The sequence below is a fragment of the Corynebacterium sp. KPL2680 genome (assembly GCF_040225675.1).
GTDB classification, from domain to species: Bacteria; Actinomycetota; Actinomycetes; order Mycobacteriales; family Mycobacteriaceae; genus Corynebacterium; species Corynebacterium rhinophilum.
The window spans coordinates 1-25,744 of sequence record NZ_JBEHFM010000024.1; the positions used below are offsets into that span (position 1 = coordinate 1).

Consider the following 25,744-nt stretch of genomic DNA (forward strand, 5'->3'; position numbering starts at 1 on the left):
TGGTGGTAGATTACCTTTCTTCCCAGCTCGACTGGGCTGGATATCAGGTGTCCACCAAATGGGGGTCAGGTCCCTTTGCCGCTGCAAGCTCTTAACTAGGCGATCGTATGTGCTGAGGAAACAACAGGTCTCATTCACCATTCGGATCACGGATCGCAGTACGTCAGCGTTGTCTACAACGAGCGACTTACCCAGCACGGCATTACAGCTTCCACCGGAAGTGTCGGTGACTTATATGACAATGCTCTGGCTGAAAACGTTAACGGCTCCTACAAGAACGAACTTATCCATACTCGCAGCTGGAATGATGTTGTCGAGGTAGAAATTGCGACGTTCGAGTGGGTGTCATGGTGGAACGAGACAAGGCTCCGCCAAAGCCTGGGATACCGAACCCCAGCCGAGGTGGAAACCGAATTTTGGAAGAAGACCCCGCAACAGGCAATAATGGAAAACAAGGCAAATGCCTAGGAACAAAACCCGGGGCACTTCACCCGGGGCTCGAAAGTTTCTTTTTCGCGTAGCGTTGGCACGTCCAACCATCACCGTCGCACTCTTTTTGTCGCAATAAAAACGCTGGCCCCCTTCCACCCTGCTGTCCCTCCGAAATGTCGAGCGTTTCGTTTATTTCGTTTAACGGTTAGCATAGGACCATGACGCACGCACAAGACAACGGCGCAGCCCATACTAAGGCAACAGCCCAGAAAGCCCTTCGAAAACTTAACCGCGCCCTTGCAGGGGACACAGACCTCGGCGAGGTCGATGTCATCACTGAGGGGACAAACGAACCAATTCGTCTGCGCCGTGATGTTGCCGAACTACTCCGCGAGATTTTGGCTAACACTGCCGCCGGGCGCACCGTCAGTATTGTTCCCACAAGTGCAGAGCTGACCACGCAGCAGGCGGCAGACCTGCTGAACGTTTCCCGCCCGCATGTCGTCAAGCTTCTGGATCAGGGCATACTCAAAGGGCATAAGGTAGGCACCCACCGGCGTCTATACGCCTCTGATGTGCAGGATTTTAAGCACCGGAGAGCCCTTGAACAGCGCGCCGCTGCCGATAAGCTCGCAATCCTCTCCGATGAATTAGGACTGTATGAATGAGCGGCTTCACGGTGGTCTACGACGCGAATGTGCTCTACCCCAGCATGCTGCGCGATGTTCTGATCCGGTTAGCGAACACCGGGATTTTTCAAGCACGGTGGACAGACACGATCCTGGACGAGGTCTTCGACAATTTGCAGACAAATCGGCCTGATCTTGATCCGAACAGACTTGCCAGAACCAGGACACTCATGTGCGAGGCGGTCGATGATTGCCTCGTGACGGGGCACGAGGATCTGATTTCAGCGCTCCATCTTCCAGATCCAGATGGCAGGCACGTCCGCGCTGCAGCCATCCGATGCAGTGCACAGGTGATCGTCACGGAAAATAAGCGCGATTTTCCAGAGACCGAATTGAAAAACTACGACGTCGAGGTTCAATCCGCAGACGAGTTCCTTTGCGACCAAATCGATCTCTGCGGCCCGCTAGTTCATCAAGCAATCACCTACGCAACTGCTGCTTTTAAAAACCCTCCAAGAACCATTGATGACGTACTTGACTCGCTAGCAAAGGCTGGGGCGCCGGAAGCTGCAGAATTGCTTCGCCGTTAGTGAAGCGACGAGAAGGTTTACTCGACGCCCCCCTCGACACGCAGCTATGAGGTTACCCTCGTTTAGTGGACACCCTATTTTGTGCGGATCTTGTGTCCGTAAGAGAGGATGTTCATTGTGAATCAACAACGCCAGAAATACACACCTGAGTATCGACGTGAAGCCGCGAATCTTGTGATTGAGTCGCAGCGCCCAATCGCTCATGTGGCTAAAGAAATCGGCGTCGGACCAGGCCTTTTAGGCCGGTGGGTAAAAAATGAGCGCGAACGCTTAAGGAGCATCAGATGGGCTAAGCCAGGCCGATCTTCGCGCTGAAAATGCTCGTCTGCGCCGTGAATTAGCAGAAGCGAAGATGGATAACGAGTTTTGTCACAAGCGACAGCCTTCTTCGCTTTAAGGCAAAGCGATCAGAAAAGTTCGAACTAATGCCGCCAGAGAAGGCGAACTACAGCATCAAACGCATGGCCCGGCTATTAAAAGTGTCTCGGTCTGGATACTACACATGGGCCCATATGCAGCAGCAACGCTTATCCGGTAATGATGATCGTGCGGCATTTTACGATGATGTTGATCGCAAGATTCATCAGATTTGGAAAGACTCCAACGAGGTCTACGGTGCTCCGCGGATCACCGCAGAACTAGGTGAGCGCTACCATATTGCGCTTAACCGAAAATACTGTGGCTAAACGGATGTGCATGATGGGGATTAAAAGGGGATTTCACCACAGGACCTTTGTCCCAGTGACAACGATTCAAGCCAAGCGTAAGTCGAGTCTTCCTGACCTGGTCAAGCGCATGTTTGATGCCGGTGAGCTTAACCGGGTGTGGATGTCAGATATTACTTATCTGCGCACTGGTGAAGGCTGGTTGTATTTGTGCGCGGTCCGCGATGGCCATTCCCGCAGGGTACTGGGCTGGGCTATGGATAGCGTTCAAGATACTTCCCTGGTCGAACGGGCCCTGCAGATGGCGCATATACCTCCGCGGTGACGTTGCTGATGGGCTTGTCTTTCACGCCGACCGCGGAACGCAATTCACTAGTGAGAAGCTTTGGGAGGTGTGCCGCAACCTGGGTGTTGCACAATCGGTCGGCCGTACTGGTGTCTGCTTTGACAATGCGATGGCCGAGTCGTTCTAGTCGACGCTTAAGACTTAAGTTCTACGACCGGAAGCGCTGGCCAACCCGCGATGATGCGCGTCAGGCTGTGACTTACTGGATTGAAGTCGTCTACAACCGGTGCCGTCGCCACTCGTCCATAGAGAGGTAAGCCCCGTCGATTTTGAAGCTCAGCTCGCTGATCAAAATGGTAATAAGAAGGCCGCTGCTTAACCCCTAAGCAGCTCCACTACGTGTCCACGATTTGCGGGCAACCTCAGCTCTGGTTAGCGGGGATATTTTAAGATTTAATGCTTGCGGGCGAATAGCCGCCAGCCAAAGAAGAACAGGGCGGACATCACGGTCGCCACGATGAGGAAGCTCCAATGGGGCAGGCGGCCATTGACCATGATCCACAGGGCCATGCCGCCGATGATGGCAGACAGCCACACTACAAGGCCCTCTTTCCACTTGCCCTGGACCTTGGTGGCGAGGATGATGGCCCAGCCGATGAGCGCGCCTACCGCCCAGGGCCAGAAGGCATCGACCCAGCTGGAAAAGCTCAGTCCACCGTGGGCGAGGCGGGCGGCGATGGCGAAAATCATCAAGGCGATGATGTCAATGAGCGGAGCGATACGCGTTGAAGTCATACGGTTTCCTTTTCTTTTTCTTTACGGGATAGCGTGGCGTAGGTAATGCCCTTGCGGGCATAGTGCCAGAAGTAAATGACCCAGCCAATAGCGGTGATGAAGGCAAAAGAGATAAGGCGGTAGATAATAGCCGTACTGGTGGCATCGACCGCGGTCATGCCCGTGGCCACGAGCGTGGCGATGATCGCCGCCTCCACCGTGCCCAGACCCGCTGGGGTGACCTGGGCGGAGCCGGCCAGCTTGGCGGTGAGGTAAGCCAGCGCGACGCCCGCGATGGTGGTGGTGTTATCGGCCGAATCGGTCGTGGGCATTTGGCCGGTTACGGCCCAAACGCAGCCCCAGAGCGCGAGCATGTCAATGAGGCGGTTGGCCAAGGAATAGAACGATGCCCAGGCGAATTGCCGGCGGGTGAGGTGTACTTCCTTGAGGCTTTCCACGTGCTCGAGCAGGGCTTCGCGCTTCGAGCCTTTTACCAGCCGCTGCTTTTTTACCCAGCGCTCCAGCGTTTCGGGGTGATTGCTCAGCCAGAAAAGCCCGCCGGAGAGCGCCAGCATCGCTGCCAACGTGCCGATGAGGGACCACAGGGCCATATTGGCGTTGAGGAAGAGCACGCCACCAAGACCAATGAGCACCAGCCACAAGGTGGAAATAGCGGAGGAGAGCACGAAGAACCAACCGCACAGGACCACCGAGGCGCCCCAGGTGCGCTGCACATGGAAGGTCAAAATGGCAGAAAAGGCTGGGCCCGCGGGCATGGTGGTGGACCAGGAATTGGATGCAAAGGTAAGCGCGGCGGTTTCTGTGTCCTCTACTTCCACGCCACCGGCCCGGATGAGCAGGCGCATGACCTCGCCCATCGCCACGACGGAGAGGATGGAAGCAACGACCACGAGCGTTACCGGCCCTGGTTCGGCGTGGGAGAGACGTGAGAAACCTTCGCTCAAAAAGTCCAGCTCATCGCGGAAGACGTAGATGAGGATGGCTAGGACTATGAGCGAGGCGATAACTTGCAGCCAATTTTTCAATTATTTATCTCCTTCAAGACGCCGCTTTAACTCACTGAAGGGAATGGTCTTCCCACGGCGGGTGGTACTACCTGAAAGCCTAGTGGTCAAGTGGTGCAGCCAGCTAGGCGCCCACCAGTTATCCTCGCGCAGCAGGTGCATGACGGCGGGGACGAGGAGCATGCGGACAATGGTGGCATCGATAAGCAGCGCAAAAATCATGCCGTACGCGATGTATTTCATCATTACGATATCGGAGAAGCCGAACGCGCCCGCCACCACGATCATAATCAGGGCCGCTGCCGTGATGATGCCGCCAGTATGCGCGGTGCCTGCGGCGATGGCCTCGTCCGTGGAATCGCCGCGCCGCCGCGCCTCCACCATGCGGGAGACCAAAAAGACCTCGTAATCGGTAGACAGGCCATAAATGATGGCGATGATCAGCACCAGAATGGGGCTCATCAGCGGGCCGGGCGAGAAGTTCAGCGCGCCAGAGCCCACGCCGATGACGAACATGAGCGTGAGGATGCCCAGGGTGGCACCCAGGGTCAGAAGCGTCATGACAATGGCCTTAATCGGCAGCACGAAGGATCCAAAGACTAATGCCATCAGGATGAAGGTGGCGAGTACGACGTACAGTGCCATCCACGGCAGCTTGTGGAAGAGCGCATCGAGCGATTCCACCTCCATGGCTGGCGTGCCGCCGACATAAAGGTTGACGCCCTCGGGCGCGGTGACCTCCTCGAGCTCGTGGACGATTCGCGCGTAGTCCTCGCGGTCCTTAATGCCGGCCGAAAGGACAGTAGTCCCGTCCTTGGTAGCGGTCGATGGACCCATGGGTTCGGTAAGGCCATCGAGGCCGCGGACTTGCATGACGACATCGACAAGCTGCTCGTTGGTGGCGCCTTCCACCACGAGCTTGACCGGCTCCGTGCGGAAGGCAGGGAACTCGTCGTTGAAGCTATCCTGCGCCACACGGGTGTCGTGGTTGGGTGGCAGGTAGGTCTCGTTGATACCGCCGAAGGTGATGCTCATGATAGGCAGCGCCAGCGCAATGAGCAGGCCGCAGATGGCCAGGGTCAGGCCCTTGGCCCGGCGCATGGCCCAGCGCGGCAGCTTGTACCACCAGGTGTCCTGAATGGTGCGGGCCGTGCGGGAGGTGCGGCGCACCGACCACAGATCGATCTTGGGCCCGAGCATGCCAAACAGGGCCGGCAGGACGGTGACGGACAGCAGGGCCGCCAGGCCGACGGCGGAAATCGAGCCATAGGCAACGGACTTCAAGAAGGCCTGGGGGAAGAGGAAGAGTCCGGAGAGCGCGACGGCGACCATCGCCGCGGAAAAGACCACTGTTTGCCCGGCGGTGGCGGTGGTGGTGGCCACCGCATCCTTGGTGGAGCTTCCCTTGTCCAGTTCCTCGCGGAAGCGGGAGACCATAAATAGGCCGTAATCGATGGCCAGGCCCAGCCCCAGCAGCGTGACTACTGCTTGGGCAAAGACGTTGACCTGCAGGAAACCGGCCAGGATGGCCAAAATTCCCAGTGAGCCCAGGATGGATAGGCCACCGACGATAAGCGGCATGAACGCCGCCACCACGGAACCAAAGACCACGAGGAGCAGCAGTCCAACGAGCGGGAGTGCGGCTTTTTCCGCACGCGCAATATCTTCTGCCATGCCTTCATCGAGGGCGTCCGCCACGGCCGTAGCGCCGGCAACCTTGACCGGCGCGGAAGTATCCGTCAGCGCGCTCTCGATGGCGCGGAAATCCTTCAGCGTTTGTTCGTCATCGCCCTTAAGCCCAATGGCGGCAAAGGCCAGCGAGTGATCATCATTGACCAGGTTGGGGTTCTTGCTATCGAAATAGCTGGTGACAGAGTCAATCTGATCCGGGTAATCCTCTTTGAGCTGCGCCAAGTGCTCCTTGGCGGCATCGAAGTTCTCATCGGGCGAGCTAAAGAGCAAAACCACGTCGCCGGAATTATCGCGGCCGAAGGTGTCCTGTTCGATCTGCGCCGCGCTTGTCGATGCCGCATTCGGGTCCTCCCAGCCCTCCTGGCTCATGCGTTCCTCGAGCTGGGTTCCAAAACCTACGAAGAGGGCAAGGATGGCACCGAGGATGACGATGGGAATGACCTTGCGGTGCGCATAGGAAAATCGTCCCCATTTTTCAAACATGTGGGATAAGCCTCCTAGCTATTATTTAGTAGCGCAGCCAGCGGGCGGAATGGCTGGAGCCATGCACCACCTTCAGGCAGGTTATCCAGGTTGACGCGGGGCAGCGGCTCGCGGAAGACGCCGTCAATATCTTCTAGGTCAACGAATTCGATCTCGGCGTGACCCACGGCCCAGGAGGCGTGTTCGTGGAAACCCAGGACGGTAACGGGCAGGCCTTCATCAATGAGCTCTTCCAGCAAGGGTTGAAAGTTCTGGCCATCGGCAGAGGCGACCACGACGCCGGCGAGATCAGCGCGCAGTTTTTCAATGTGCTCGATCATGTCTGGATCCACGTCATCATCTTCGTGGATCTTCGGCTTGGCAAAGACGCCAAAGCCCACATTGCGGATGGCCTCTACCCAGGGGCGAATCACATCGGCGCCGCCGGGGGAGACATTGGTAAATACTGCGGCCTGCGGATCGGCATCGACATCTAACGCGCGGTAGACCAGCCACCGGCCGATGGCATCAAAACGCGGGCGGTGCGCCGCAGTGGGGCGCCCGCCGAGCAGGGAGCCGAGCCCCATATCCATATTGGGTGCGTCCCACACCAGTAGATAGGTGCTCATTTACTTCTTCTCCCACAGGTATTCAGTAATGACGTGTTCTTTATCCAGGCCCTTGCCCTCAAACTTGGTGATGATTTGGCGATCTACCAATTGCGGGCAGTCTGGCCACGGCCAGCCCTTGTACTCCAAACTGGGCTCGACGTGCACGAGCTCATCTATCCATTCGGCATAACCGGCGTGATCGGTAGCAACGTGCAGGACGCCACCCTTCTTCAACCGGGAGGCAAAGAGGTTGAGCGTGCCGGATTGGATGATGCGGCGCTTGTGGTGGCGCGCCTTGGGCCAGGGGTCTGGGAAGAAGACGCGGATGCCGTCCAGGGATTCTGGGGCAATCATGCGCACCATGACCTCCACGCCATCGCCGCGGATCATGCGAATATTATCGATGCCCTCGCGCTCGATCTGGCCCATGAGCTTGGCCAAGCCAGGCTTATAGAGTTCTACCGCGATGATATTGGTGTCCTGCTCCAGCGGTGCCATGGCCGCGGTGGAGGTGCCGGTGCCGGAGCCGATTTCCACGATGGTCTTGGCGCCGGTGCGGCCGAACCACTCAGCGACATCGATAAGCTCATCGCTTAAGACGCGGCCCAGTTCGGGCCAGCGCTGTTCAAAAAGCTGGTGCTGGTTATCCGTGAGCGTGCCGCGGCGAAAGGTGACATTGCCCAGGCGCGGGTAGTCCAGGTCATTGTCAAAGACCGCATTGAAGTCCGTTTGCGGCGGGCGACCCGGTGGCATTTCTCCGGCAGGGGTGTTTTGAGAATTATCCGTGCTATTCATTGCGCCCTATTTTTCCCTGTCCAGGCATGGCAAGCAATATGCCGCGCCGGGTATTTTCCCCGCCGTATGGGGGAGGGGGATGACCGGAGGCTTTGACGGGGGTGGTGCTTTGTGGCGCGGAGCGGAAGAATGGGGCACTTTGGCACCCCCGGAATGGTGTGGAGGGTGTCACGCCTAAAATCACAATTGTTCGCGGTGCGCTTGGTAAACGTCCGCTCACGGCGGTGGATATAACCGGAGTGGGAAAAATGACACTTAATGTGACCAATATTTTGGCTCTGCCGGTTAATCTGGAGGCGGAAGGCAAAGTTGGGCCGTGATGTGCCCCGATTTTCACATCCTATCCAGAGGAGAATTTTTAATGACCGCCACCATTCAGGGCCTCGTTGGAGAGCTGCCTACAGACAATCAAAAACTGATCGACTGGATTAATGAAAGCGTTGAGCTTTTCCAGCCGGACGAGGTGGCTTTTGTGGATGGCTCGCAGGAAGAGGCTGACCGCCTCGCCGCAGAGCTGGTCGATAAAGGCACCCTCATCAAGCTAAATGAGGAAAAGCGCCCGAATTCCTACTTGGCGCGGTCCAACCCTGCGGACGTTGCCCGCGTGGAATCCCGCACCTTCATCTGCACCTCGAAGGAAAAAGATGCGGGCCCAACCAATAACTGGGCACCGCCAAAGGCCATGAAGGAAGAAATGACGGAGGCCTTCCGTGGATCCATGAAGGGCCGGACCATGTACGTCGTTCCTTTCTGCATGGGCCCGATCAGCGATCCAGAGCCCAAGCTCGGCGTGCAGCTGACCGATTCCGCTTATGTGGTCTTGTCCATGCGCATCATGACTCGCATGGGCGCAGAAGCACTGGACAAGATTGGTACGGACGGCGATTTCGTCCACGCCCTCCACTCCGTCGGCGCTCCGCTGCAGCCAGGCGAAGAGGACGTTGCTTGGCCGTGCAACGACAATAAGTACATCACCCAGTTCCCAGAGACCAAGGAGATTTGGTCCTACGGTTCCGGCTACGGCGGCAACGCCATCCTGGCCAAGAAGTGCTACGCGCTTCGCATCGCGTCCGTCATGGCCAAGGAAGAAGGCTGGATGGCTGAGCACATGCTCATCCTGAAGCTGACGAACCCTGAAGGAAAGAACTACCACGTCGCCGCCGCATTCCCATCTCAGTGCGGTAAGACCAACCTGGCCATGATCACCCCCACCATTCCGGGCTGGAAGGCTGAGGTCGTGGGCGATGACATCGCCTGGCTGCACCTGCGCGAGGACGGCCTCTACGCCGTAAACCCGGAAAACGGGTTCTTCGGCGTTGCCCCTGGCACCAACTACGACTCCAACCCTATCGCCATGGATACCATGAAGCCGGGCAATACCTTGTTCACCAACGTTGCGCTTACTGATGACGGCGATGTCTGGTGGGAGGATATGACCGACGAGGCACCAGAGCACCTCATCTCCTGGACCGGTGAGGACTGGACGCCGGCATCGTCCACCAAGGCAGCTCACCCGAACTCCCGCTACTGCGTGCCGATTTCCCAGTGCCCCACCGCCGCGCCGGAATACGATGACTGGAAGGGCGTCAAGATTGATGCCATCCTTTTCGGCGGCCGCCGCAAGACCACGGTTCCGCTGGTTACCCAGTCCTTCGACTGGAACCACGGCACCATGATCGGTGCACTGTTATCTTCCGGCCAGACCGCAGCCGCAGAGGGCGAAGTTGGCGCGCTGCGCCACGACCCGATGGCCATGCTGCCGTTCATGGGCTACAACGCCGGTGACTACCTGCAGCACTGGGTTGACATGGGCAAAAAGGGCGGCGACCGCATGCCGGAAGTCTTCCTGGTGAACTGGTTCCGCCGCGGCGACGACGGCCGCTTCCTGTGGCCAGGCTTCGGCGAGAACTCCCGCGTTCTCAAGTGGATCATCGACCGCATCGAAGGCAACGTAGGGGCCGAGGACACGGTGGTCGGACGGACCGCCCGCGCCGAGGACATCGACTTGGAAGGCCTTGACTTCGATGTCGACGACGTTCGCGCCGCCCTTGACGTTGACCCGAAGGAATGGGAAGGCGATATGCAAGACAACGCCGAGTACCTGAACTTCCTGGGCTCTCGCGTGCCCGAGGAAGTGTGGAACCAGTTCCGCGCCCTGAAGAAGCGCGTGGAGGACGCCGCTTCCAAACGCGTTCATCCGCGGTAATTCCCGCATAAAGCTAACCCCAGCAGCGTAAAGCTCTGGGGTTAGATCTTTGTTGGGGTTAAACCGATACACCCAGTTACAACGGAAAAGACCCCGCCACCAAAGGAACTACAATCCTTAACTTGGTGAGCGGAGTCCTCAACTTTGTGACCGCTACCGTGAAGTTCGTTACCGCGATCCTTCACGTGGGTCTTTAGACCCGAGGGTCTCAACGAGCGAGTACTCGTTGGGGCCCTTATTATTCTACTACGACTTTTAAACCCCAAGAGGAATCTATTTTCTAGGGCCGGGCCGATGAAACCACTGAAATACCGGTACTGAGGTCGATCTTGGATGGAAAATGCTAGTTTTTATCTTGAAAGCCTCGGAACGGCCCCTAGGATAAATTGGGAATCAAGGCAAATGTCTAGGGATAAAATCCGGGGTAGTTCAGTCACGGGCAAACAGATACTGTCCCAGGATTGTGAGGAAATATGCGCGAATCATCAATACTAATCGCAGCTTTGTTTGCGTTGACTATTGGAGTTGGGGTTTTCATTTTCTCAATATCCACCTCTAATCCGTCTACGGGACTTTTGATCAGCTCCGGTGCATGCGCGTTAATGGGCGCCTTCAGCACTTATCTTGCAACCAAAAGGTACCAGGAGTCTAAGAACAAAAAGCTTCAGGAGAATGAGAATCAAAAGCTATAGCTTTTGCTATAGCCCGAGATATCGAATTACGAGATACCCTACGCCCTCTCAATCTGCAGCCATTACTCGTCGTCTCGCTGCAGATCCTGAAGTACTCCCGGCGGAGTGAAGTGTTCTGGGGCCAAATTAGTTAGCATTTCAGCGAAACTACCCCGAATAGTTTAGAGTTTCACCAACTTCGATGGTCGGTTTGGCACAGGTATGCAAATCATGTATGCTAAGGATCAGAGAAGGCAAGGACAGGTTCCCTTGTCATGGGTTGAAAAGGTCAACAGGACGAAAAGCGCCTGTTGGCCTTTTCTTATATTGGTCGTTTCTTGTGTACCGCACTAACAGTACTGGTACTGGTCAACCAACTGGCTAATGCAGAATCAATACTTTCTGTTAGGGTAAAGGCATCCTTGGTAACGTCCAGAATATCTACGTTTAACAAACTGTCCATGTGTGAGACACGATTCCGAAGATCGTGCAGATGGGCAACTCTCCAGTACGTCTTTTTACCACTTGAATCATCTGCGAAAGGAAAAGCGTCCTTTACTGCCCCTTCCCATAAGGTGAAGCGGTTTTTATTTTCGGTCTTTTCCGGATCTGCGTCAGGTGCATGATTAGGGAGGATATCTTTCCACATCCCGAACATCGTGTGAGCAAGCACATCATCATGTGTAATCGCCTGCCCATGCCGAAAATGGCTAGCAGGGCGACGATCTGCTGACTTCTGAGCCCGCCTTTTAGCTTCTAACCTCTTGCCTTGCGTTAGGCTACGTAAAGGCCTTGCTGGGGCCTCGAGGAGCCAACTGGTACTGCGTTGTCCAAGTTGTTCGCTGTTCCACTTTTGCAATTGTGTATCAATGGAATTACGAAGAAAAACCTCGGTAATACCCAGTGTTTCTTGAACGGAGGCGGTCATCTCAACGCCCCAACGATAAAGAGCAAGTGCATGCTTCTCATTTCCATTTGCAGCCTCTAGATACGGCTCAATGCGGGGTTTGCCCAAATTTTCAATGATCTTCTTGCGGTTAGAGCTCTTCACTCTCTCCATGGTGCCAGAAGTTGTGTCCATAAAATACTGTAGAAACCTTTCCGTACTTTTGGGTACATTGAAGCATTCTGGACGTAGTTTCCACCTCGGCTACTGAACTAGCGTTTTTCTCCTGCTGCGCAGGGATTGCTTAGCCCGATAGTCCCGCCAGAGCCGTGATTGCCACGACCGTGTTATTTGCAATGTGAATGCACAGGGGAGCGGTAAGGGTCTTGAACCAGAAGCGCGCGAGCACCAAAAAGGTGCCGAAGAATGCGATGTAGAGCATTACTGCGGGGATGCCGTGTGCGAGGGCGAAGACAGCGATGGTGATAAGCGCTGCCGCCCAGGTGGGCATGGTATTTTGCAACCAATCCAATAGAACGCGGCGAAAGGCAACTTCTTCAACCAGGGGAATGACAAGCGCGGTGCTGAGTATCACCATGATGGTGGCAGCAGGGCTTATCTTTAGGCCGGCGGAAAGGTTATTGCCGGCTGGTTCGCTGCCCAGTAATGCATTGACGGCGCCCGTGGCCGCAGCAGAGCCCAGAATGGCGACGGGAATCCACCACAGCAGGTGCCATAAGGAATGCTCGGCTTTCACAAACCCGGCATCGCGCCACGATCAGCCCAAGCGGCGGGAAAAGCCGTACCAGACCGTTCCCAAGCCGAAGATGGCGCCGCCGACGGCGATGCCAAAGGCCACCCAGGAACCGCTCTTTGTAATGAGGCCACTGGCGATACCAATGAGTGCCGCACCGGCAAATGTGGCGACGACGCTGGCCACGGCCCACCCCAGGTGAGCTGCGCGAACGGTGGGGGAGAGCTGTGAGCTTTGTAGTTGGTCCGGCATTCTGGGCAGTATAGCAGGACAACCTCGGCGCAAGCTGTGGCGCGGCCTAGTCTGGTTGCAGTACCAGCGTCAGGTTGGATACGGCGAATTCGCGCAGGCCAGGAATCTTGGTTAGCCACCACGCCCAGCTGGGGTGGTAGCGCGGAAAGGCGAGCTTTAGCGCGCCGGTGGACTTGGCCCAGGTGAGGCCGGCGGAGCAGGGGACATTAAATAGCGAGGTGCCAAAGACATTCTTGGGCGGGTGCCCGTGGCGGCGGGTATAGCGGTCGCGGGCGAAGGCGCCACCGACGTAGTGCTCCCACAGCCCGGTTTCGTGGCCGCCAAAGGGGCCGAGCCAGACGGTATAGCTCATGATGCACAGGCCGCCGGGGCGGGTAACGCGCAGCATTTCTTTACCCATATCCCACGGGCGGGGGATGTGTTCGGCGACATTAGAGGAATAGACCACATCGAAGGAATCATCTGCGAAGGGCAGGCGCGTGCCATCGCCACGCACGGAATTGCTGAGGTGGATATTAGCGGCAGACATTTCCCCGGCATCGGGCTCAAGGCCAACGTAGGACGCGCCGCGGTCCGCGAAGGCTGCGGCAAAATAGCCGGGGCCGCCGCCTACGTCGAGCACGAGGGCATCGGCAAGCGGCACGCCCAAGTCGCGGGCCAAGTTCTCCACCAACCTGGCCGTATCTTCTGCCAGGCCGCCGTAGAAAATATCGGGGCGGGTTTGCTCGAAGCGGAAAGAGCGCAGCAGCGCCCAAGAGCGGGAGAGCGTGGCCATGTCGCGGGTGTGTTTCATAAACCACTAGGCTAATACCCCACGATGAAAATTCTTTTACTATGCTGGCGCGATTCCGCCCACCCGCAGGGCGGTGGCTCCGAGCGTTACCTCGAACGCGTAGGGGAGTACCTAGCGGCGCAGGGCCACGAGGTGGTCTTTCGCACCTCTAAGCACATGAATGCGGCGCGCCGGGAGGTCCGCGATGGCGTGCGCTATAGCCGCGGCGGTGCCAAGTTTGGCGTGTACCCGCGCGCGTGGATGGCCATTGCTGCCGGGAGAATGGGCCTGGGGGATCTGCGCGACATCGACGTGGTCATCGATACCCAAAACGGCATTCCCTTCTTCGCGCGCCTGATTTCCGGCGCGCCGACGGTATTACTTACCCACCATTGCCACCGCGAGCAATGGCCCGTGGCCGGTCCGGTGCTCGGGCGGTTGGGCTGGTTCTTGGAATCGCGCGTGGCACCGCGGGTATATCGGGATTCGACCTACGTCACGGTCTCGCAGGCCTCGCGCGAGGATCTGGAGGCGCTCGGCATTGACGGTGCGCGGATCATCGCCAATGGCCTAGACCCCATTCCGGCGCACGTGCCTTCCCTCGAGCGCGAGGCGGATAAGCACCTGGTGACCCTCTCGCGGTTAGTCCCGCACAAGCAGATCGAGCACGCTATGGATACGGTGGCGCGCACGCCGGGGGCGGTATTGGACGTGATTGGCTCGGGCTGGTGGGAATCGAACCTGCGCGATTATGCCGAAACGCTCGGTGTGACAGAACGCGTGCGCTTTCGCGGCCAGGTTACGGAAGACTATAAGCACGCCTTGCTCGCGCGTGCCGATGCCCACCTCATGCCCTCCCACAAAGAAGGCTGGGGCCTTGCCGTCATGGAGGCCGCCCAACATGGAGTGCCCACAGTAGGTTATGCATTTGGCCTGCGCGATAGCGTAATCGATGGTGAGACCGGAATCCTTGTAGAAGAAGAAGGTGACTTCGTGGCGGCCACCCAAGAGTTACTGGATAACGCGGAGTTGCGTCGGCTCCTAGGTTCTAATGCCCGGGAGTTTGCCGCGCGCTTTTCGTGGGAGAAGACCGGCGCTGCCTTTGCGCAATTGCTCCAAGGCTTAGTAGCGGGGAAACCATCCACAGGGCGGTAAGTGTCCACGGCAGCTCGGGGCGCGGGGCGTTGGTCTCTGCGGCGATGGCGCCATCTATCACCACGACGCCCACCCCAAGTTCCGCAAGGCCTGCCATATCGCGGTCCTGCCAGGCGCGCAGCGCCGCGCGGTACTGCGGTGAGGCCTGATCGATGACTTCACCGTCCACACTGAGCTCGCCGGATTCCACCATGGGCACCGCCTTGGAATAGGGATCGACCGCGACCCCCGGGGCCGCTTCCCCATGCACGCCGCCATTTTCCGTGGGAACCTCCACCAAATTGGGCCGTTCGGGGAAAAAAGCCAGGCGTCCGTCGATATCGCGCACCAACTGCTCATCCACCCCGGTATCGCGGGGAGAAAGCACGGCAAGGCGGGACGGGGCGGGGAGGACCTGGATGGTGGCAGCCACTAGCGCCAGCACGGCCGGAATCTGCGGCAGCGCGCCGATGGAGGCGACGTATAGCGGCAGCGCGAGCATCGTGAGTTTGTGGCTATCGCGGAAAAGACCCGCCCCCGGAACGTTATCGATGGCCCATTCCAGCATGCCGGGCAAGAGCCAACACGCCAGCGCCCCGCCGAGTCCCAGCGCAGCCAGGACGGTCAAGCGCGCCGGGACGCGGTGCGCGCCCGCCAGCGCGAGAACTGCCACGAAGAGGCCGAACACTGCCAAGCCCAGGGCGGCCTCACCATTCCAGATTCCGCCGAGTCGCAACAGCGCGCCCACCGTGCCCACGTGTTCTTCGGCCCGCGGGGAAAAGGCCGCGACGGCGGCTGCGGCATCGCCAGGCACGCCGGGTTGGAAAAGGCCTGGAACCAGCCACGGCAGCCACAAGAGGCAGCCCGCCAAGGCCACTCGCTTCCGGCAGGTAAAAAGGGCCGTGACCACCGCGAACAGTCCACCGGTAGGGGTAAGCGATGCGCCCCACATGGCCAGCCAGGCCAGCCAGCTGTGGCGGCGCCCCGCCCAGGCAATGACCGGGAGCAGCCAGGCGGCAATGGCCAGGGACCATTGGCCTTGGAGAAGGCGTTCGATGACAAAGGGATTGGCCACCGCGACGGTCATCGCGGCCAGCGCCGCTACCGTGGCGCGAGACCACACCGCCGCGGTGAGCGCGGCGGCCCCGGCAGCGGCAAAGATGAGCACCCGGGCGGCCCACGCGCCGCCGAGTAAGGCCAAAAATCCATCTTGGGGTGCGTTGCGGGCAGGCAGGCTTCCCGCACCTAGCGCGGATGGGGTAAGCCCTGGATCGTTTAAGAGCACCATATCGCGCCAGAGAAATTCGCCGGGCAGGGCGAAGGGCCAGCACACCGCGGCCACGAGGATAATTCCCCATAGCCCGAGGAGGATGCGCCTAGGCGTGTGCGGCATCATGGGCGTCACGGTGGCGGCGCATGTACTGGTAGGCGGCGAAAATGAGCAGGGAAACACCGATGGCCTTGCCCAGCCAGCCAACGGCCATAAGCCCCCGGATGGCGTAGATTACCGGGCGGACCTCAGCGAGGCGCTCCGCGCGGGTATCCTCTGACCACCGGAAATCTGCTGCCAGCACGGAGCGATCTGCGGTGTCATCCTCTGCGATGAGGGTTCCCGCCTGCTGGATATCGGTGGCGAAAAAGACCTTGACGTTTTCCCGGACATCCACGATGGTGCCGGTGGTGGGCTCGACCGAAATATCGCGGCCCACGGTATAAAAGGGCTCGACAATGACGGGGGCATCCGCATCTAGATCTAAGAGCTCGCGCGAGTGGCGGTCATAAAAACGGCTTGCGGGACCCGTTAACTGGAAATCGCCGGATTTCAGCTCGTCCGTTTTAGTGGTGCTGCCCCAATCTGCGCTGATATTGCTAAAGGTGTTCTTCAGCGGCAGCGGCTGTACATCCTGGTGATAGGAATAGATGGGGATGCCATCCACCTTTGAGTCACCGGTGAAGTCTATCGGCGTGGATTCCTGGGCCAGGAAATCAAAAAATGCGTAGGAGCGCTGCTCGGTGCCGGAGGGGAAGAAATAGGTCAGGCCGTCTCGCTCGAAGTCCTCCCGGGTCAGATCGGCGTTGAACTCGGGCAAGGCGAGGGCCCATTTATTGACAGGATCGGCTACCGGGAACGTGGATTCGCGGTTGAGCACGGAGTGCTGATCAATGGTGGCGATTTCCTCTTGGGAGTCCCTGTCTTTTCCAGCAAGCAGGCTGGTGACGGAATCGGTGGTGGCGATGGTGTCATCATCGTCGACCTCGCCGGTGGCAATGGTGCGCTCCAGGGTCAGCGGCTCGTGGTGCTGGTAGCACCAGACCGGGGCGGATTTGTCGGTGCAGCGCGGGTCATCGCTGGATGTGGTATCTGAGGGAGCTTCACCGGCCATGAGGGCGCGCACGTCCATCCACACCGCGTCGGTGGGCCCGCTCGAGGTGGAAAAATCTTTATCCAAGCCCAGTGGGCGGGTCCGGTTATTGTAGAGCGTTGGCGCGAGGGTACCGATAAGGAGGAAAATGATTGCGGCAATGACAACCCACGCCCGTGGCGAGCGTGGCCAAAGGTAGCGGCTCATTGCAGTACTATATCCAATCAGTTTCAGGTTTCCGGGGTAAAGGAGCAAGCGTGCGCACGCAGGCATCTGTGAAAAGACTACCCCAGCACCTGCCGGAGCTAGACGGCCTACGCGCGGTTGCCGCATTAGGGATCATTGTCACCCACGTATCCTTCCAAACCGGCACCGGGTGGGGATTTGCCGGGCGCTTCGATTTCTTCGTCGCCGTATTCTTCGCCCTCAGCGCCTTCCTCCTGTGGCGCCGGCGCGGGCTGCACACGGTGCGCGGCTATGCCCACTCCCGTATCGCGCGCTTGGCACCGGCCTATTATGCCTGCGTGGTAGCGGTTGTGCTGCTGCTTCCCGATGCCCACTCCATCACCCCCACCCAGATCCTCGCCAACCTGACCTCCACGCAGATATATGTGGTCGATGGCCTTGCCCCGGGCCTTACCCACCTGTGGTCGCTGTGCGTGGAGTTTTTCTTTTACCTGGTACTACCGCTCCTCGTGTGGGCCATTGGCGGCCTGCCGCAGCGCTGGCGCATGGCCGTTATCGCCGGTGCCGCGGTACTGAGCTGGGGCTGGGGATTTATCCCCTTTGTCGCGGACTATTCCGAGGACCAGGTTAACTCGCAAATCTGGCCACCGGCCTATGCCTCCTGGTTCGCGGTGGGCATGCTGGCGGCGGAGGTGGAAGAAAGGGGCATCGGCAAGCGCACGACGCGCATTCTGCAGGTGCGTTGGGCCTGGGTTGTGCTGGCGGGGCTCGTGCTGTGGGTGTCGAGCCGGGACTGGTTTGGGCCGGCCGGGCTGGTGCATCCGGAGCCGGCGGAATTTGCCCGCCGCATCATCGCCGGGGCGGTATTTGCTGCGTGTGTGGCGGTGCCGGTGGCCTTGGTTCCACGTGGAACCTCGTGGCTTACCTCGCCGCTCATGCAGGCGCTGGGCGCGTGGTCCTATTCCATTTTCCTGTGGCACGTGGCAGTTCTCGCTGTAGCCTTCCCGCTGACCGGGGTGGCGCTGTTTAGCGGGAAACCGCTGGATTTTTGGGTGATCCTTGCCGTCACGGTGGTGGGCACCGTTGTGGTTTCTGCGGCGAGTTACACGCTTATCGAGCGCCCGGGCCGCGATCTTCTGATGGGCCGCGGCCGGGGCCGGGTCCGGGGCCGGGGCCGTCGGCGGCGAAAAGGCAGGCCAGCCCCGCGGCACATAAGCACATAAGCAGCACGGAATCGCCTGCATAGGCCCCTGAGGTCCACGGGGCACGGGCGAGGATGGCCCCGGCCGCGGCTACCACGCCGCTGGCCAAATAAGCCCGCGGAATGGTGGTCCAGCGCACGATGAGCCAGGCGGCCATGCCCGCAAGCGCCGCCGGCCACCCCACCAGTGCCAGGCAGGCCAGCGAGTACATCGCAGAGGCCATGCCACCAGGATGCGGGTGCCAGGTGGGCTGCGGGCTACGGCGCGCGGCGAAAAGCAGGCAGAAACCCAGCGTGGCCAGGCCGAGCGCGCCGCCAAAGAGCAGGGCGGCGCGGTAGGCAGGCTGCGCCTTAAAGGTCATGCGGAATTCCCCATGCGTGCCCGCAGGGACGATAAACGCCTGGGTAGCGGCATCGATCTCGTACGGGGTGAGCTCGGTATCGCCTATAAAACCGCGCAGGCCCTTATTAAAGGCGCGCCCGGTAATGAGCAGGCGTTCATCCTCTGCAGAATCGATGGAAAAATCGGTGAGGCGATAATCGCTCGGCGGGGACCAGCCCTTTTCCGTCATGGCTACCCACGCGCCGGTGGTGCGCACGCGGTGGACGCCGGGCTCAAGGGTCAGGGTGCTGCCGGGGGAATACCGGTGGGAATCGATAAGCAACGGCTTGGTGGAATCCACCGTGACTTCCATGCGGCGCGGCACGGTGACATCGCGAATGAGCACGCCGGTATCGTGCACCATCTGCTGGAAGAAGAATTGGTGCACATTCGGTGAGGTATCCGGTACGGTCACCACGCGCTCGATGGGGTGGCCTTCCACCTCCAGTTCCGAGATGCCGGTGCGGTGGGATAATTCCACGCGGATGGCCTGGGAATCACCGCCGGGCACGCGCACCGTCTTGTAGCGAAAGGCTTGCAGATCCACCTCTACTGCCGCGCCGCCCGAGCGCACCGTCACCGTGGTGGAGCTGGTGGCCATGAGTTTTAGGCGCGGTTGGTTAAAGCCACCGCGCAGCTCGATCCAGCCCTCATCATCGCCGGGTGCGGGCCACCAGGCGGTGGAATTTTCCCCATCGACGGCGGCGGTGGCGGACTTTTCCGGCTGGGCGCCGCCAAAGGCGGTGGCATCGGCGGCAGAAGAAGAGACTTCGACATCACCGCCGTGGGTCTCCACCGTGGTCAGTGGGCCGGCGGAGGGATAATCGCGCAGGCGGTTATAAACGTGGCTGGGATCGTCTGTGGACAGTGGCGCCGAGGCGGCTCCGTGGAGAGTGCCGTAATTGCGATCTACCAGCGTGGGAGTATCGGTGACGATATCGGCGTCCCCTTCCACCAGCTCGCGGGCGGCGGGGCCATCGTGGGCATCGAGGAAGGCCAGCGCCTCGCCGCCACCGGCCACGCGGACGGGATCGTCTGAGGTCAAAGCCATGGAATGCTGCTCGAGCAGGATCACATCGACCTCGCCAAAAGTATGCACTTCACCGCCAAATTTGCTGCTCAAGGTGTCATTATCGGCGGCAAAAAGATCGTGGCGCACCATCACCGCGCCGATGCCCAGGCGCTGCAAGGCGCGCACGCCGCTGGCCGGGTCCTCGTCTAGTACTGCCATCACCCCGTCGAGGCCACGGATGGCCTCCGGCGGCACGAGGGGAATGGCATCGCGGACGGCCCAAGGGACATCAAGAAGCGGCTGCGCCGGCTCATCGCGGGTCCAGCCCCACTCTTGGCGGGCGAAGGAGGCCTCGGGATAGATCAAAGTGCGGGTATTTTCAGCGTGCTCGTTGATGTAATCCGTGGCCTCATGCCAATAGTCCGGCACCTCGTCGTAGGCGCCTAGGGGCAGCAGCCGCTGCGACCACGCCGGGGAGAGCGCGCTGATGCAGACGAGCAGCACCAGCGCGCCTACCGTCTGCTTCTTGGTGGGCCGCAGGCCTGTGGGCAGCGGCAGGCGCTGGCAGGCGCGGGCAAAGCCCAACAGCAACGGGATGCGCACCAGCGGATCGAATTTGTGCAGGTTGCGCAGGGGGGCTAGCACCCCATCGAGCGCGTCGAGGTACCACGCCGCCTGGCAGCCCAAAATCGCCACGCCGGTAATCAGCATGATGGACCACACGCGGGGCAGCCGGCACAAGCCATACATGCCAATCGTGGCCACGGCCATGGTGATAAGGACAAAGAAGGCAGAGGTCGCGAGCTCGTTGCCGGCGATGCGCTCGGCATCCGCAAAGGGCGACCAGCTCGTCGTCCCGCGCAGGATCTCCGGCAGGTTCAGCCACCGGGTGGTCACGCGGGAAGATTCGATAAATTCCGTAAACGGTGGGGCGTAGCGGCCCAAGATTATAAGCGGGCCAATCCACCACGCGGATACGCACAGGCAGCCAAGCAGCCAGGCCGCGCCGGGCTTGAAGGCGCGGCGATAGACCACGATGACAAGCGCCGGGGTGCACGCCGCGAGCGTGGCGGTGGCGTTGACTGCGCCCATCAGCGCCACGGGAATCGTGGCGGCGGCAGCATCGCGCCAGGTGAGTTTTTCCCGCAGGAAGGGCAGGATGACCCACGGGGCTAGCATGACCGGCCAGGTTTCAGAAGAGATGGCCGTCAGGGTGGATAGCGAGCGCGGGGAGAGCGTATAGAGCATCGCCGCCACCCAGACCCAGCGGCCGCGCAGGCCAATCCGGGTAGCTAGCTTGTAAAAGCCGATAAAGCCCACGCTTAAGACCAACAGCCACCACAGGCGTTGAGCTATCCAATCCGGCAGGGGCTCGGTTAAAACAAAAAAGGGGCCCTGCGGGAAGAGGTAACCGTAGGCCTGGTTCTGCAGCTGCCCCAGGGTAAAGATATCGGTATAGGCATCAAGCGCGCCGCGCAGGAAGTGCCGCGGGTTGGCGGCGAGATCGTGTTTGGTATCGGCGGCGGTCAGCCCCCACGGCTGTACCGCGAGGATAAGGCCCAAGGCAATAATGCCGAGCGGGTAGGGCCGGGCAAGGCGCGCGCAGCGGTGGCGCAGGGCGCGGGCTAGTGCGCGGTAGCGGTGTAAATAGGAACCGCTGTGGGGGCCGCGGGGGAGCTGATCGGTCCGGTCATGCACGCCGGTGCGCCCATCTAATTGCGGGAACCGTATTCAGGCCCGCCCAGCACCGCATCATCGGCGGAGACAGCATTGCCTTCGGGCACGGTATCGCTGCCGGAGAACTGGGCGATGCCGATGATGGTGATAATGCCCAGGGCGATGCCCACAACAGCGCTACCCACGGCGGGGCCGAGGGTGCGCTTGTTTAAAGAATCGGATTCCAGAGCCATGGCTAAAGATATTAGCAGTTACTTAGAAGTATTCCGGATCGTCGTCATCCGCGTCTTCGTCGTTTTCTTGCGGGACGATAAAGACGGGCAGGCCCGCATTGCGCACGATCTGGTCCGCCGTGGAGTTGGTCCACCAAGCGCGAAAGCCGGTGAGCGCGCGGGTGCCGGTCACGATGACATCCACGTCGAGCTCGTGTGCTGCATCCACGATGGCCGAAGAGATGGTGGTGGCGGATTCCACGAGGTGGGCGCGGCCGGCTAGGCCTAGGTTTTCGGCCAACTGGGTGCCCTGGCGGCAGATCTTCAGCGCCTCTTCGTAGGCGGGATCGTCTTCCACGCTATCGGGGGACACGGTGGATTGGTGCATGCCCGTGCGGCTCACGGCGCGCGCGGTTTGGCGGGCTACCGGCTCCCACGCGGTGAGGATTTCCACCGTGGAGGGGCGCAAAAGCTGGGCGGCGTACTCCAAGGCGCGGTCGGCGCGTTCGGTGCCATCATAGGCAATTAACATTGTTTTGCCGTTACTCATGTCACTAGTCTACCCACCGCTTGGGACAGTTCGCGAGGAATCCTGCACACTGGAAGGCATGACATATTCCCGCATCATTGCCAGTTTGGGCCTCGTGGCGGTGCTGAGCGCCTGCTCTAATTCCGCCTCGGACGAGGACAAGGCGCGCGAGTCTGCGGCCCCCGCGCCCTCATCGCCGGGTAGCGCCGCGTCCGCCACGGAGGCCGCCCCAGCCCCGGCGCCAGCGCCGACGCCGGAAGATATTCGCGCCACCGCCGCCTCGGTGCTCATGCCGCCGGCAACCAGCTACGAGGACGCCAAGGCCAAGCTGGAGGCCGGCGTGGGAGGCATCTTCATCCCGAGCTGGGCGGATCCTGGATTGCTGGAAGAAGAGGGCCGCAATATTAACGCCCTGCGCGCGGAACTAGGCCGCGATTTTGAGGTTGCCATCGACTTTGAGGGCGGGCGCGTGCAGCGTTTTTCTGAAATCCTGGGCGAATACCCCTCCGCACAGCAGATGGCGGCGGAAAACTCGCCGGAGCAGGTGGAACAGCTGGCGGGGGACATCGGCAAGCGGCTCATGGACTACGGCATCAACGTGGACTTTGCGCCGGTGCTCGATGTCGATGGTGATGGCCTCGAAGTCGTGGGCGACCGCGCCTTTTCTACCGACCCTGCCCAGGCCGGCGAATATGGCGCAGCCTTCGCCCGCGGGCTGGATGCCGCCGGGGTCAAGGCCGTATTCAAGCACTTCCCGGGCCACGGCCGCGCCTCGGGCGATACCCACCTGGCGGAGGCCATTACCCCGCCGCTCGAAGAGCTTGAGAACCACGAGTTCATTCCCTTCCGGAATGCCATTCCCGCAGCCCCGAATGCGGCGCTAATGATGGGCCACCTCGCGGTGCCGGGCCTGGGCGATGGCCAGACCCCAGCCTCCATCCTGCCGGAGGCCTACGGCCTTGCCCGCGAGGCCTTGCAGTATGACGGCACCATCTATACCGATGATATTGGCGGCATGGCGGCCATTTCGGATTCGCTTCCGCTTGCCGATGCCGTCATTACCTCCCTCGCCGCCGGTGCCGACATGCCCCTGTGGTCCACAGAGGAAGATATCAATGCGGTGATCGATGCCGTCGTGGGCGCCGTGGATGAGGGCAGGTTGGCCCCTGAGCGCCTCGGCGATGCCGCCCGCCATGTACACGATGGGGACAGCGACTAGGAAAAACGCCCCTATACCCGTTAACCTTTAAGGCGTGAAGAAGGCAGAAGGAAAAAACGGTGCAAAGGGCTGGCTCATCACGCTTGGCGTGATCGTTGGCTTCGTCCTCATTGCGGGCATCGCTTATGCCTGGGATGTCATAGCAAACCAGGACAAGATCCCGCGCAGCGTCTCCGTCGGCGGCGTGGATATCTCCGCCATGGAGCGCACCGCCGCCGTGGCCAAGCTCGAGGACGAGCTCAATGGTGTTGAGACCCAGCCCGTGACCGTGAGCGCGGGCGATCTGCAGTCTGAATTTACCCCTGCCGAATCCGGCCTAGCGCTGGATAACCAGGCCGCCGTCGATGGCATCGAGGAGCCTTCGCTCAATCCGATTACCCGGCTGGTTAGTTTCTTTCGCTCCACCGAAGATATCCCGGTAGAAACCGATGTGGACGATAGCAAGCTGCAGCCCACCCTCGACCGCGTCAAAGACGAGCTTTCTACCGAACCGGTCGACGGCATGCTCGAGCTTAATAATGGCGAGCTCAAGGTCACCGATCCCACGTTGGGCCAGACCGTAGACGGCACCGAATTGCACGATGCCGTGGCAGCGAATTGGCTGGACAAAGATGGCGTGCAGGTGGAGCCGGAAGAAATCGAGCCGGCCATTAATGATGAAGCCATTGAAAAGATGCGCACCGGCGATGCCGCCAAGGCCCTGGATAACCCGTTGACCTTGAAGGCCAAAAATAACGTCACCGCCACGCTGAATAAACCGGAGATCTCCCAGTTCACCAGCATTGAGAAAAAGGACGGCCAGCTGCACCTGGTGGTGGATAGCAACCGCGCGCAGCAATTGCTGCAAGAGCGCAGCGATGGCGCCGACGTGCCTGGCGTGAACGCCAAGGTGAATTTCGCCGGTGGCTCCCGGCAGGTCACCCCCTCCCAGGACGGTGAGATCATTGACTGGAAGCCCACCATGGAGGGCTTTGATAAGCGCGTGACTGGCGATGACCGCGAGTGGGACGCAACCTACAAGCCTGACCCGGCCGATTTCACCACCGAGGACGCCGAAAACGCGACGTTTAACGATACCGTGGGCGAGTTTTCTACCGGCGGCTTTTCCTCCGCCTCTGGACGCAATATCCAGCTCGTTGCCCAAGAGGTCAACGGCGCCGTTGTCAACCCCGGTGAGACCTTCTCCCTCAACGGCTACACCGGCCCCCGCGGCACCGCGCAGGGCTATGTGGAATCCGGCATCATCATCAACGGCCACTCTGGTACCGCCGTGGGCGGTGGCATCTCCCAGTTCGCCACCACCCTGTATAACGCCGCCTACTTCGCCGGCATGCAAGATACTGCGCACACTCCGCACTCGTACTACATTTCCCGCTACCCGGCCGGCCGCGAAGCCACCGTGTACGAGGGTGCCATTGACCTGCAATTTACCAATACCTTCAATACCCCAGTGCAGATCGAGACCAGTTTTGGCGGCGGCAATATCACCGTCCGCTTGAAGGGCACCAAGACGGTAGAGGTGGAATCCATCAATAACGGCCGCTGGGCCAAGACCGAACCACAGCCAATGTCCGTGCCGGGCAGCAATTGCTCACCATCATCTGGCGCCCCGGGCTTTACGACGTCCGATACCCGCATCATCAAGGATCTCAGCGGCAACGAGCTTTCCCGCGAGACCAAGACCACGGTCTACGATCCACAGCCCATCGTGCGGTGCGGATAGCTAGTAAATAGCGCGCTGTTAACAACCTGATCGGGGTGGTCAAAGCCACTACGCCGCCGGTTCCGCCGACGATATCTACAGCTCAGGTTTTGTCAGACCGTGGAGTAGTTCCTGGTGGAGTTTATCGCTTTCATCGTCAACATCGTCATTTACACCGTCATCGGCACCGGTTGGTTGATGATTATCAGAATGATGGATCAATTTTTCGGACGTCTCGATTGAGGCTATGACAAAGGCTCCAGCAGTGGGTGTAATTCGACGCTGTGGGAGCTAATGCGCTATTCAGGCCATACCGTAAACTTGTCCGGCTAGGAGGAAAGGAATTGTGATGGTCTAAAGGTCAGTCGTGGCATGTTTGATGTGATGCATAGTCTTGGCCAAGCTAGGTATATGGTATCCACCAAACTTGAATTAGGCTCCGCTTTTCTCACCCGTGCCGCCACTTCAAAGAGAATTAGGATGCAGTAAAATTTTCGTCAGTAAGTCGGTAACCCACTACCGTACAAGACTCCCGCCACATCGATTGTGGGTCAAGTCCGTTTGAGTGGTGTTTCTACCTTTCGATAGAGCATGCAGTGTGATGGTGTCAGGGGCCAGCACGTGC

At 59.9% G+C, this 25,744-nt stretch carries 22 protein-coding genes and 1 pseudogene; 9 read left to right on the plus strand and 14 right to left on the minus strand.

The window, feature by feature from the left end:
- Positions 1 to 201 precede the first annotated feature (201 nt).
- The 4 genes and pseudogenes from ABRP66_RS10020 (at position 202) to ABRP66_RS10035 (ending at position 2,981) form a co-directional block, all read left to right on the plus strand.
- Positions 202 to 468 carry an integrase core domain-containing protein gene (locus ABRP66_RS10020; protein WP_349838644.1) on the plus strand — a complete coding sequence of 89 codons (267 nt, stop codon included), beginning with the start codon at positions 202 to 204 and terminating at the stop codon, positions 466 to 468.
- Positions 469 to 650: 182 nt separating this feature from the next.
- A complete protein-coding gene (locus tag ABRP66_RS10025) occupies positions 651 to 1,100 on the plus strand; it encodes a helix-turn-helix domain-containing protein (protein WP_284785368.1) in 450 nt (149 codons plus the stop codon).
- A complete protein-coding gene (locus ABRP66_RS10030) occupies positions 1,097 to 1,651 on the plus strand; it encodes a PIN domain-containing protein (RefSeq protein ID WP_296090161.1) in 555 nt (184 codons plus the stop codon). The genes ABRP66_RS10025 and ABRP66_RS10030 overlap by 4 nt, the downstream gene beginning before the upstream one ends.
- Positions 1,652 to 1,759: 108 nt before the next feature.
- Positions 1,760 to 2,981 (plus strand): annotated as a pseudogene (locus tag ABRP66_RS10035) (IS3 family transposase).
- 74 nt (positions 2,982 to 3,055) lie between these two features.
- Here ABRP66_RS10035 and ABRP66_RS10040 read toward each other — a convergent pair.
- Genes ABRP66_RS10040 through trmB form a run of 5 tightly spaced genes read right to left on the minus strand, consistent with a single transcriptional unit; the run spans position 3,056 to position 7,961 of the window.
- Complete coding sequence (locus ABRP66_RS10040; protein WP_349838637.1) at positions 3,056 to 3,397, minus strand: DUF3054 domain-containing protein; 342 nt, start codon at positions 3,395 to 3,397, stop codon at positions 3,056 to 3,058.
- A complete protein-coding gene (locus tag ABRP66_RS10045) occupies positions 3,394 to 4,422 on the minus strand; it encodes a lysylphosphatidylglycerol synthase transmembrane domain-containing protein (protein ID WP_349838638.1) in 1,029 nt (342 codons plus the stop codon). Before ABRP66_RS10045 ends, ABRP66_RS10040 begins: the two co-directional genes overlap by 4 nt.
- Positions 4,423 to 6,576: an MMPL family transporter gene (locus ABRP66_RS10050; RefSeq protein WP_349838639.1), complete on the minus strand. Its 2,154-nt coding sequence runs from the start codon at positions 6,574 to 6,576 to the stop codon at positions 4,423 to 4,425.
- 14 nt (positions 6,577 to 6,590) lie between these two features.
- Positions 6,591 to 7,184 carry an NYN domain-containing protein gene (locus ABRP66_RS10055; protein WP_349838640.1) on the minus strand — a complete coding sequence of 198 codons (594 nt, stop codon included), beginning with the start codon at positions 7,182 to 7,184 and terminating at the stop codon, positions 6,591 to 6,593.
- Positions 7,185 to 7,961 carry a tRNA (guanosine(46)-N7)-methyltransferase TrmB gene (gene trmB, locus ABRP66_RS10060; RefSeq protein ID WP_284771181.1) on the minus strand — a complete coding sequence of 259 codons (777 nt, stop codon included), beginning with the start codon at positions 7,959 to 7,961 and terminating at the stop codon, positions 7,185 to 7,187.
- A gap of 361 nt (positions 7,962 to 8,322) precedes the next feature.
- Here trmB and ABRP66_RS10065 point away from each other — a divergent pair, with 361 nt between their 5' ends.
- On the plus strand, positions 8,323 to 10,167 hold the full coding sequence (locus tag ABRP66_RS10065; RefSeq protein ID WP_284785735.1) for a phosphoenolpyruvate carboxykinase (GTP): 1,845 nt from the start codon (positions 8,323 to 8,325) through the stop codon (positions 10,165 to 10,167).
- Between the two features lie 993 nt (positions 10,168 to 11,160).
- On the opposite strand, the gene ABRP66_RS10070 is transcribed toward ABRP66_RS10065, so the two are convergent.
- The 4 genes from ABRP66_RS10070 to ABRP66_RS10085 all read right to left on the minus strand — a co-directional run bounded on the left by ABRP66_RS10070 (position 11,161) and on the right by ABRP66_RS10085 (position 13,523).
- Positions 11,161 to 11,889 carry a hypothetical protein gene (locus ABRP66_RS10070; protein ID WP_284785737.1) on the minus strand — a complete coding sequence of 243 codons (729 nt, stop codon included), beginning with the start codon at positions 11,887 to 11,889 and terminating at the stop codon, positions 11,161 to 11,163.
- Positions 11,890 to 12,028: 139 nt separating this feature from the next.
- Positions 12,029 to 12,481, minus strand: coding sequence for a CPBP family intramembrane glutamic endopeptidase (locus ABRP66_RS10075; protein ID WP_284819595.1), 453 nt, complete (start codon positions 12,479 to 12,481; stop codon positions 12,029 to 12,031).
- A 21-nt stretch (positions 12,482 to 12,502) separates the two neighbouring features.
- Positions 12,503 to 12,730, minus strand: a complete 228-nt coding sequence (locus tag ABRP66_RS10080) for a hypothetical protein (RefSeq protein ID WP_349838641.1) — start codon at positions 12,728 to 12,730, stop codon at positions 12,503 to 12,505.
- Positions 12,731 to 12,776: 46 nt separating this feature from the next.
- The gene (locus ABRP66_RS10085; RefSeq protein WP_284771185.1) at positions 12,777 to 13,523 is read right to left on the minus strand and encodes a class I SAM-dependent methyltransferase; all 747 of its coding nucleotides are present in this window, start codon (positions 13,521 to 13,523) and stop codon (positions 12,777 to 12,779) included.
- 24 nt (positions 13,524 to 13,547) lie between these two features.
- Here ABRP66_RS10085 and ABRP66_RS10090 point away from each other — a divergent pair, with 24 nt between their 5' ends.
- Positions 13,548 to 14,657 carry a glycosyltransferase family 4 protein gene (locus ABRP66_RS10090; RefSeq protein ID WP_284771186.1) on the plus strand — a complete coding sequence of 370 codons (1,110 nt, stop codon included), beginning with the start codon at positions 13,548 to 13,550 and terminating at the stop codon, positions 14,655 to 14,657.
- Here the strand turns inward: ABRP66_RS10090 and ABRP66_RS10095 are convergent.
- Together ABRP66_RS10095 and ABRP66_RS10100 are read right to left on the minus strand one after the other, a co-directional pair.
- Positions 14,551 to 16,032, minus strand: a complete 1,482-nt coding sequence (locus ABRP66_RS10095) for an MmpA family trehalose lipid delivery protein (RefSeq protein WP_284819593.1) — start codon at positions 16,030 to 16,032, stop codon at positions 14,551 to 14,553. The two genes, ABRP66_RS10090 and ABRP66_RS10095, sit on opposite strands and share 107 nt — an antisense overlap.
- The gene (locus tag ABRP66_RS10100; RefSeq protein ID WP_349838642.1) at positions 16,013 to 17,206 is read right to left on the minus strand and encodes a porin PorA family protein; all 1,194 of its coding nucleotides are present in this window, start codon (positions 17,204 to 17,206) and stop codon (positions 16,013 to 16,015) included. The genes ABRP66_RS10095 and ABRP66_RS10100 overlap by 20 nt, the downstream gene beginning before the upstream one ends.
- 50 nt (positions 17,207 to 17,256) lie before the next feature.
- Between ABRP66_RS10100 and ABRP66_RS10105 the strand changes: the two genes are divergently transcribed.
- Entirely contained in the window at positions 17,257 to 18,408 is a 1,152-nt protein-coding gene (locus ABRP66_RS10105; protein ID WP_296090189.1) for an acyltransferase family protein, read from the plus strand.
- Here ABRP66_RS10105 and ABRP66_RS10110 read toward each other — a convergent pair.
- Genes ABRP66_RS10110 through ABRP66_RS10120 form a run of 3 tightly spaced genes read right to left on the minus strand, consistent with a single transcriptional unit; the run spans position 18,296 to position 22,219 of the window.
- Positions 18,296 to 21,478, minus strand: coding sequence for an alpha-(1->3)-arabinofuranosyltransferase domain-containing protein (locus ABRP66_RS10110; protein ID WP_349838643.1), 3,183 nt, complete (start codon positions 21,476 to 21,478; stop codon positions 18,296 to 18,298). The two genes, ABRP66_RS10105 and ABRP66_RS10110, sit on opposite strands and share 113 nt — an antisense overlap.
- A 14-nt stretch (positions 21,479 to 21,492) precedes the next feature.
- On the minus strand, positions 21,493 to 21,690 hold the full coding sequence (locus ABRP66_RS10115) for a DUF2613 domain-containing protein (protein ID WP_023024221.1): 198 nt from the start codon (positions 21,688 to 21,690) through the stop codon (positions 21,493 to 21,495).
- A 22-nt stretch (positions 21,691 to 21,712) separates the two neighbouring features.
- On the minus strand, positions 21,713 to 22,219 hold the full coding sequence (locus tag ABRP66_RS10120; RefSeq protein WP_034659544.1) for a universal stress protein: 507 nt from the start codon (positions 22,217 to 22,219) through the stop codon (positions 21,713 to 21,715).
- Positions 22,220 to 22,277: 58 nt separating this feature from the next.
- Between ABRP66_RS10120 and ABRP66_RS10125 the strand changes: the two genes are divergently transcribed.
- Entirely contained in the window at positions 22,278 to 23,417 is a 1,140-nt protein-coding gene (locus ABRP66_RS10125) for a glycoside hydrolase family 3 N-terminal domain-containing protein (RefSeq protein WP_284783715.1), read from the plus strand.
- A gap of 34 nt (positions 23,418 to 23,451) precedes the next feature.
- Positions 23,452 to 25,140, plus strand: coding sequence for a VanW family protein (locus ABRP66_RS10130; protein WP_284771192.1), 1,689 nt, complete (start codon positions 23,452 to 23,454; stop codon positions 25,138 to 25,140).
- The last annotated feature ends 604 nt before the right edge of the window (positions 25,141 to 25,744 follow it).

Coding starts and splice junctions, on each gene's coding strand:
- ABRP66_RS10025 (WP_284785368.1), top strand. CDS start 651: ATGACGCACGCACAAGACAACGGCGCAGCCCATACTAAGGCAACAGCC.
- ABRP66_RS10030 (WP_296090161.1), top strand. CDS start 1,097: ATGAGCGGCTTCACGGTGGTCTACGACGCGAATGTGCTCTACCCCAGC.
- ABRP66_RS10040 (WP_349838637.1), bottom strand. CDS start 3,397: ATGACTTCAACGCGTATCGCTCCGCTCATTGACATCATCGCCTTGATG.
- ABRP66_RS10050 (WP_349838639.1), bottom strand. CDS start 6,576: ATGTTTGAAAAATGGGGACGATTTTCCTATGCGCACCGCAAGGTCATT.
- ABRP66_RS10055 (WP_349838640.1), bottom strand. CDS start 7,184: ATGAGCACCTATCTACTGGTGTGGGACGCACCCAATATGGATATGGGG.
- trmB (WP_284771181.1), bottom strand. CDS start 7,961: ATGAATAGCACGGATAATTCTCAAAACACCCCTGCCGGAGAAATGCCA.
- ABRP66_RS10065 (WP_284785735.1), top strand. CDS start 8,323: ATGACCGCCACCATTCAGGGCCTCGTTGGAGAGCTGCCTACAGACAAT.
- ABRP66_RS10080 (WP_349838641.1), bottom strand. CDS start 12,730: ATGCCGGACCAACTACAAAGCTCACAGCTCTCCCCCACCGTTCGCGCA.
- ABRP66_RS10085 (WP_284771185.1), bottom strand. CDS start 13,523: ATGAAACACACCCGCGACATGGCCACGCTCTCCCGCTCTTGGGCGCTG.
- ABRP66_RS10090 (WP_284771186.1), top strand. CDS start 13,548: ATGAAAATTCTTTTACTATGCTGGCGCGATTCCGCCCACCCGCAGGGC.
- ABRP66_RS10095 (WP_284819593.1), bottom strand. CDS start 16,032: ATGATGCCGCACACGCCTAGGCGCATCCTCCTCGGGCTATGGGGAATT.
- ABRP66_RS10100 (WP_349838642.1), bottom strand. CDS start 17,206: ATGAGCCGCTACCTTTGGCCACGCTCGCCACGGGCGTGGGTTGTCATT.
- ABRP66_RS10115 (WP_023024221.1), bottom strand. CDS start 21,690: ATGGCTCTGGAATCCGATTCTTTAAACAAGCGCACCCTCGGCCCCGCC.
- ABRP66_RS10120 (WP_034659544.1), bottom strand. CDS start 22,219: ATGAGTAACGGCAAAACAATGTTAATTGCCTATGATGGCACCGAACGC.
- ABRP66_RS10125 (WP_284783715.1), top strand. CDS start 22,278: ATGACATATTCCCGCATCATTGCCAGTTTGGGCCTCGTGGCGGTGCTG.